The sequence below is a fragment of the Roseivivax isoporae LMG 25204 genome, assembly GCF_000521865.1.
GTDB lineage: Bacteria > Pseudomonadota > Alphaproteobacteria > Rhodobacterales > Rhodobacteraceae > Roseivivax > Roseivivax isoporae.
Window position 1 is genome coordinate 22,227 of sequence record NZ_JAME01000045.1, and the last position, 7,426, is coordinate 29,652.

A 7,426-nucleotide genomic window follows, 5' to 3' on the forward strand; every position below is an offset into this window, starting at 1 on the left:
ATTGCCAGCCGGCGCGCTTGTCGACTACACGGGACGCCATGACCCACGCCGCCCCCCCTGCCCTGTCCCGCAGCCCTTCCGAGATCGCCCGCGGGGTGCTCGCCACCGAGGCCCAGGCGCTGAGCCGGCTCGCGGGAGAGCTGCCGCCCGCCTTCGACGCGGTGGTGGCCGACCTTCTCGCCCTTCCCGGCCGCGTGATCGTGTCGGGCATGGGCAAGTCCGGCCACGTCGCCGCCAAGATCGCCGCCACGCTGGCCTCGACCGGCACGCCCGCGCAGTTCGTGCACCCGGGCGAGGCGAGCCATGGCGATCTCGGCATGATCACCCGCGACGACGCCGCCATCCTGATTTCGAATTCCGGCGAGACGCGCGAGCTCGCGGACATCATCGCGCACACGCGGCGCTTCCACATCCCGATGGTGGCGATCACCCGGCGGCCCGAGTCGACGCTGGCGCGGCAGGCCGACCACCTCCTCGCCCTGCCCGACGCGCCCGAGGCCTGCGCCATCGGCATGGCGCCCACCACGTCGACCACCATGACCATGGCGCTCGGCGACGCGCTCGCCGTGGCGCTGATGGAGCATCGCGGTTTCGACCGCGAAAGCTTCCTCACCTTCCACCCGGGCGGCACGCTCGGGGCGCAGCTGATCCAGGTCTCGGCGGTCATGCACCGCGGCGACAGCCTGCCGGTGGTCGCCCCGGGCAGCACCATGGAGGAGACGCTCGGCGCCATGAGCGCCAAGGGCTTCGGCCTCGCCGCGGTGGTGGAGGCGGGCCGGCTCGTGGGCGTGATCACCGACGGCGACCTGCGCCGCAATCTCGTGGGGCTCGCGGACCGCCGCGCGGCCGAGGTGGCGACGGCGCATCCGCGCACCGTGCCGCCCGACATGCTGCTGGTCGAGGCGCTCGGCATCATGAACGAGCGCCGCATCACCGCGCTTTTCGTGACCGATGCGGACGGCGCGCTGCAGGGGCTTGTGCACATCCACGACGCGCTCCGGGCGGGCGTGGCATGAGCGTCGCGGTCCTGATCCCGGCGCGCTACGCCTCGACCCGCTACCCCGGCAAGCCGCTGGTGGAACTGACCGGCGCCACGGGCCTTGCCAAGAGCCTGGTCCGCCGCGCCTGGGAGGCCGCCTCGGCGGTATCAGGCGTCGACCGGGTCTGCGTGCTGACCGACGACGAGCGCATCCGCGACGCCGCGCAGGCCTTCGGCGCCGAGGTGCTGATGACCTCAGGCGCCGCGCGCAACGGCACCGAGCGCTGCGCCGAGGCGCTGGCGCAGCTCGGCCCCGCGCCGGACGTGGTGGTGAACCTGCAGGGCGACGCGCCGCTGACGCCCGCCTGGTTCGTCGAGGCGCTGGTCGCGGCCATGGCCGACCCGGCGGTGCAGATGGCGACGCCGGTCCTGCGCACCGAGCCCGGGACGCTCGCGAACCTCGTAGCGGACCGCAAGGCGGGCAGGGTCGGCGGCACCACGGCGGTGCTGCGCGGCGACGGCACCGCGCTCTACTTCTCGAAGGAGGTGCTGCCGCACGTGGCCTCGCTCGCGGCACCGCCCGAGGTCTGGCATCACGTGGGCGTCTACGCCTACCGGCCCGCGGCGCTCGCCGCCTATGCGGACTGGGACGAGGGCCCGCTCGAGCGGGCCGAGGGGCTCGAGCAGCTGCGCTTCCTCGAGAACGGCTGGCCGGTGACCTGCGTGCCCGTCGAGGCGCGCGGACGGGTGTTCTGGGAACTCAACAACCCGGTGGACGTGGACCGCATCGAGGCGGTCCTGAAGGCGGAGGGGATCGCATGAGCGAAAGTGACGAAAGCGTTTCGCGCGCGAAACGGGTCGATATCGGCAAGGTGGGGGTCGGCAACGACCGACCGCTCGCCCTGATCGCGGGGCCCTGCCAGCTCGAGAACCTCGATCACGCCCGTATGCTGGCCCATCGCATCGCCGAGGCCGCTGACGCGGCGGGGCTGCCGTGGATCTTCAAGGCGAGCTACGACAAGGCCAACCGCTCGTCGCTGTCGGGCCGGCGCGGGCTCGGGATCGACGAGGGCCTCGGGATCCTCGCGCGGATCCGCGAGGAATTCGGCGTGCCGGTGCTGACTGACGTGCACGCCCCCGACCAATGCGCGCGCGCGGCCGAGGCCGTGGACGTTCTGCAGATCCCCGCCTTCCTGTCGCGCCAGACCGACCTCCTGCTCGCCGCGGGCGAGACCGGCGCCGCGATCAACGTGAAGAAAGGCCAGTTCCTCGCGCCCTGGGACATGGCCAACGTCGCGGACAAGATCGCCTCGACCGGCAACGCGCGGATCCTGCTCTGCGAGCGCGGCGCGAGCTTCGGCTACAACATGCTGGTCTCGGACATGCGATCGCTGCCGATCATGGCGCGCACCGGCTGGCCGGTGGTGTTCGACGCCACCCATTCGGTGCAGCTGCCGGGCGGGCAGGGCGGCTCCTCGGGCGGCCAGCGCGAATTCGTCGAGCCTCTCGCCCGCGCGGCAGTCGCGGTGGGCTGCGCCGCAGTCTTCATCGAGACCCACGAGGCACCCGACACCGCCCCGTCGGACGGCCCGAACATGGTCCCCATCGACCGCCTGCCCGCCCTCCTCGACGGCCTCGCCGCCCTCGACCGGCTGACCAAGGGACGGGGCTGACGCAGCACCAGGACAGACGATTTCGAGCCTGTTCGAGCGCGAAACGTCTCAGCCCCGTGCCTTCAGCCAAGCCGCGAGATCGGCCTGAAGCGTGTCCGTGAGGCCCGGCCCCGACAGCGTGAGCGCATCGCCCCTGCGGCGCAGGAAGACGCCCGGCACCAGCTCTTCGCCCGTGGGCCGCGCGCTTTCCTTCGGTACGGCTGGGCCCGCGAGCGCCTGCGCGATGATCGCGGCCTCGGCCTCGGCGTTTTCCGGGGGCGTGGCGTGCAGGATGTCTGCCAGCCGGGCCCCGAGCGCCGGATCGGCCTCGAGCGCCTTCGCCAGCGCAAGCCCCTGCCGCTCGCCAATGGTTTCCGGAAAGGCCAGCACACCGTCGAGCGCCTCGACGATGCCGAGGAACGATCCGATCTTCGACCGCCGCGGCCGGGAGGCTGTATGGAACAGCGCGCGCAACGCGTCCTGACGTGTCTCGAACACACCCGCCTCGACCGCCTTGAACGCGATCCGCGCACGCTCGTAATAACTGAGACCCACGCGAATCTCGTTTTCCTCGACCATGGCGAGATAGGCATCCGACGCCTCGGCCGGCCGGCGCACCAGCGCAAGTACGCTGCCGAAACGCGCCTCGCCGGTCTCCGCGGCGAGTTCCACGAGCGCCCGGCAGCGTCGCCAGCCCGAGATGAGGCCGTAGCGCCCCTGCCCGAGTTCGGTGACCTCGACCGGGGTCTGCTGGCCGCGGGCACGCAGGGATTCCTTCAGCACCCGCATCTCTTCGTCGTCGGCCTTGAGCCGGTCGCGCACCAGGTAGCCGGTCTCGATCTCGGCGAGCGGCAAGGCCAGGACCAGCCGCCCTTCGGCACGCGCCTTCGACAGGGTCTCGGCCAGTTCGTCCATGGCGGCCGCGGACGAAGCGTCGCGCGCAACCGTGGCGATGGGCGCCGGCCGGGCGAAGGCCGATGCAGCGCCTGCCGGCGGTTCCTCGGACAGGAAAGCGGGATTCGCGGGGGTCAGGCGCTTGCGGCGGGCCATCCGGCATCTCCTTCGGCAGGGCAGGGCAGGGCGCGCATAGACAATGTTTCGCGCGCGAAACGGATCGAGGCACTCATTCCGCGGCCTCCGCCAGGGCCCGCTCGTCGCGGCGCCAGGCTCCGATCAGGAGGCTCTTGAACGCGGCATAGGTGGCGTCGAAGGTTTCTCGCCCGCGCACATACGTCTCTCGGTTGAAGTCGCGGTAATCGGCCTCGTAGATGCCCTGTACCTGCTCGCCGGCCTGGCCGATCAGCGCGGTGTAGCCCTGCCGGTGGGGGGACAGGGTGGGGCCGAGATAGCTCTGCATCAGGCTCGCGAGCTCGCCCTGCTGGCCGGCATCGTAGCGGGTCACCACCGCGCGGACCGCATCCCACTGGAACGCGAGCCCGTCGCGTCCAAGCGCGCGTGCCGCCATGTTCTCCGCCTCCTCGATCGAGGAGAAGGTGGAGTGCAACATGTCGAAGAACCGACCGGTGGAATCGAATTCGAGGAACGAGGCGCCGAGCGGCACCAGCAGCAGGTCCGCTGCCGCGAGCCCGTTGATCGTTAGGTAGCCGAGCGCGGGAGGCGTATCGAGCAGCACGAGGTCGTAGGCCTCGAGGATGCCATCCTCGGCCAGCGTGTCCGTCAGCGCGTCCCAGAGTTTCCAGCCGCGCCCCTGCATCCGCCAGACCGGGATCTGGAACTCGGCCCAGTAGAGATTCAGCTGCGCGCCGATGAGGTCGATGTTGGGCCAGTGGGTTTTTTGCACGAGGCCGGTCGCGCGGATGTCGAGGGCCTCGGACAGCGTGTCGTCGAGCGGCACCGGCGCCTCGCCGCGGTCGAGCCGGCGCTGGTTGTCCGAGCGCAGGTGCTGGGCGTAGTGCCGCGCGAGCAGCGGAAAGACCGTCTGCCATTCATCCGCCACCCGGCCGCCGAAGATCGAGGTCATCGATCCCTGGCTGTCGAGATCGATCACGAGCACCTTGTAGCCGTCAAGCGCCGCCGACATGGCGAGATGCGCCGCAGTCGAGGTCTTGCCGACTCCGCCCTTGAAATTTGCCACCGCCGCGATCTTGGCGGGCTGCCCCTTGGGACGGTAGGGCAGGTATTCCTTCGCCTTCGACCCTTGGGCGCCGAAATGCGCCCTGAGGCGCAGCACCTCGTCGAGGGTGAACCACTTGGCCCCGCCCTCGGTCTCGGACCGGCCCTGCGGCAGGTCCGGGTTCTCCTTCAGCACGCGGCGGAAATGCCCGGTGGCGACGGGGATGAGGTAGCGCGTAATCTCCCAGGTGGAGAAGAGCCGCAGACGCCGGGCGCCGCTCTCCTCGAGCCCCCGGGAGGCGAGATCGGCACGGCCTGCGGCACAGGCGCGTGCGATGGATCCGAACCCCTCCGTCGTCGCAGGGCCGCCGAGTGCGGCCATGGCCGTATCTGGATCGATGTTGAAATAGGGCGGGGTGTCGCCCCGAACCTCGGCCTTGCTCACTGCGCGTCCTCGCCTCTGTGGTCCTGTGGGTCCGTTCCTGGCCCGAGAGCTCCCGGAATATTCCTGCTCGCGCATCGTCTTCCATGTGCGCATTTTTCGACAGGATACACAAAAAGTGCTTACATGGAAGTATTTCTCGCACACCAATCCATTTTCTCAGTAATTTCCGCGGCTTTTCGGGTGCACTGCCGAAGGGGAAGGGTGGCCGCCTAGGTCTTCCGGTTGTGTCGTGACTGTTATATTTGGTTAGTTTATAGTTACGGGATCTCCAATTTTGTCGTAAAGCCCTTGTTTTCATGGCGTGTCTGCGCGGGTGTGAGGGTCTTGGTGACTCTGAACCCCCGATAGTACGATTCCGAACCCCCGCTCTTCCGACTCTGATCCGACGATGCGCCGCTGGACGCAGGCTGTGGATAAATTTAGGCTGGGCGTCACTGAAACCCCGATGCCGGATTCGGCCGAAGAAACGGGGACGGGCAGGCAGAACGGGGCGACCGACGGGGCGTCCGCGGAAAGGGACAGGCAGGCATGGCCGAGACCGAAGACGGTCGGGGCGCGACCCCCCGCAGGCAGGGCGTGGACGGTGATGGGCTCGCACCCGTGCGCCATCCCACCGGCGACTTCTTCGTGGCCGACATCTTCGACGCGGCGCCCAAGGACGACCTCGGGTCGATGGAGCATCCGATCTTCTCGCTCGCTACCCGACCGGATCGCCGGGTCCTGGCCTACGAGCACAACGGCACTGCGGTCGAGGTGATCCCGAGCGTGAAGGGCCGCGCGACCATCCACGACAAGGACGTGCTCATCTATTGCGTGAGCCAGCTCATGGCGGCGCTTAATGCCGGCCGCGAGATCAGCCGCACGCTGCACCTTCGGGCGCACGACCTGCTCGTGGCGACCAACCGCGAGACGAGCGGGGACGCCTACAAGCGGCTGAAGGAGGCCTTCGAGCGCCTGGCCGGCACCCGCATCACCACCAACCTCGCCACGGGCGGGGTCGAGACCACCCGCGGCTTCGGCCTCATCGAGGCGTGGGAGATCGTGCGCAAGAGCCGCGGCGGGCGCATGATCTCGGTCACGGTGACGCTGTCGGAATGGCTGTACCGCGCCGTCGTCGCGAAATCGGTGCTCACCCTCAGCCGCGACTACTTTCGGCTCCGCAAGCCGCTCGAGCGACGGATCTACGAACTTGCGCGCAAACATTGCGGCCGCCAAGCGGAATGGCGCGTCTCGGTCGGCACGCTGCACAAGAAGGCCGGCTCGGCGGCGCCGGTCCGGGTGTTCCGCGCCGCGCTGCGCCGCATGATCGCCGAAGACCACCTGCCGGATTATGCCCTTGCTGAGGCACCGGGCGACCTCCTCGTCGTCACCCGCCGGCGCGGTGCCGCCGGTCCCGCGGCGCCGACCCTCGCCCCGGACACCCTCGAGACCGCCCGCGCGCTCGCGCCCGGCTCGGACATCTACGCACTCGAGGCTGCCTGGCGCGACTGGTGGGCCGCCACCGGCCGCCGCCGCCTCGGCAACGCCGACGCGGCGTTCCTGGGCTGGGTGCGCAAGACCGCCCGCTGATGGCCGGGATATTTCGCGCGCGAAACATGCAGAAATCTGGGTACTTCCTAGAATCAGGACTTTGGTTACGGGGGTGTCCCGGTCAAGCGGTTTCGGCCGCACGAGATTGTCCGCCGGACTGCGGGTACAGGTTCGGTGGTCTCGATCCGCTCTGCCGGCGCCGTATCCCCTCCTGCGAGATCCCCCGGGTTCATGTCTAGGTTTGTGGTCAGAGCGAGGGTAGCCATCAAGATGCTGATTCAGTTCGAGTCCGATGTGTCCATCTCCCAGGCCTGCTCGGCAAAGCCAGTCTTGAACACGACATCATGGGAACACGTCCTTGGGGGACTTCGACGACCTGCTGTCACGCAGGACGCGTAGAAGGTTCAGGCGATTATTCTGCTAGGCTGATCGGTACCTCCGCCTGGAGCCGAGTGCCGTTACGCCACATCCGGTGAAGCACGACCGCAGAGCGAAACGTCAGCGCAACGACCGCGCCAACTCCGGGCATGGACATCAGGCGCCGGAACACCTTGTCCTCGTCGGCCAGCCCGCGAACGTGACGCTCGAGCCGGGCAAGTTCATGGCGCAGGGAAGCACGGGCATGAGGCATCGGCCGGGTGTCCAGCATCCCCTTGTCAGAGGCCAGTTCTTGAATGCGGTGTTCGAACCGCCCTCGTGAGATGGTGCCGATCTTGAGGCCGAAGTTCCGCACCCGAGACCTGCTCG

At 69.1% G+C, this 7,426-nt stretch carries 6 protein-coding genes and 1 pseudogene; 4 read left to right on the forward strand and 3 right to left on the reverse strand.

Annotation, left to right across the window (positions count from 1 at the left end):
- The first annotated feature begins 38 nt into the window (after positions 1 to 38).
- The 3 genes from RISW2_RS20265 to kdsA are packed head-to-tail and all read left to right on the forward strand — an operon-like array spanning position 39 to position 2,652.
- Positions 39 to 1,016, forward strand: a complete 978-nt coding sequence (locus RISW2_RS20265) for a KpsF/GutQ family sugar-phosphate isomerase (RefSeq protein WP_043774438.1) — start codon at positions 39 to 41, stop codon at positions 1,014 to 1,016.
- Positions 1,013 to 1,801 carry a 3-deoxy-manno-octulosonate cytidylyltransferase gene (locus RISW2_RS20270; protein WP_043774440.1) on the forward strand — a complete coding sequence of 263 codons (789 nt, stop codon included), beginning with the start codon at positions 1,013 to 1,015 and terminating at the stop codon, positions 1,799 to 1,801. Before RISW2_RS20265 ends, RISW2_RS20270 begins: the two co-directional genes overlap by 4 nt.
- On the forward strand, positions 1,798 to 2,652 hold the full coding sequence (gene kdsA / locus RISW2_RS20275) for a 3-deoxy-8-phosphooctulonate synthase (RefSeq protein WP_043774441.1): 855 nt from the start codon (positions 1,798 to 1,800) through the stop codon (positions 2,650 to 2,652). Before RISW2_RS20270 ends, kdsA begins: the two co-directional genes overlap by 4 nt.
- A 48-nt stretch (positions 2,653 to 2,700) precedes the next feature.
- Here the strand turns inward: kdsA and RISW2_RS20280 are convergent, their stop codons facing one another.
- Both RISW2_RS20280 and RISW2_RS20285 read right to left on the reverse strand, forming a co-directional pair.
- Positions 2,701 to 3,681, reverse strand: a complete 981-nt coding sequence (locus tag RISW2_RS20280) for a ParB/RepB/Spo0J family partition protein (protein WP_043774444.1) — start codon at positions 3,679 to 3,681, stop codon at positions 2,701 to 2,703.
- Between the two features lie 73 nt (positions 3,682 to 3,754).
- Positions 3,755 to 5,086: an AAA family ATPase gene (locus RISW2_RS20285; protein ID WP_244437677.1), complete on the reverse strand. Its 1,332-nt coding sequence runs from the start codon at positions 5,084 to 5,086 to the stop codon at positions 3,755 to 3,757.
- A gap of 591 nt (positions 5,087 to 5,677) precedes the next feature.
- Between RISW2_RS20285 and RISW2_RS20290 the strand changes: the two genes are divergently transcribed.
- Positions 5,678 to 6,718 (forward strand): replication initiator protein A, encoded by a 1,041-nt coding sequence (locus tag RISW2_RS20290; protein ID WP_084615494.1) that lies wholly within the window; start codon positions 5,678 to 5,680, stop codon positions 6,716 to 6,718.
- 442 nt (positions 6,719 to 7,160) lie between these two features.
- On the opposite strand, the pseudogene RISW2_RS20295 reads toward RISW2_RS20290, so the two are convergent.
- Positions 7,161 to 7,426, reverse strand: a pseudogene (locus tag RISW2_RS20295) (IS110 family transposase); the annotation flags it as partial.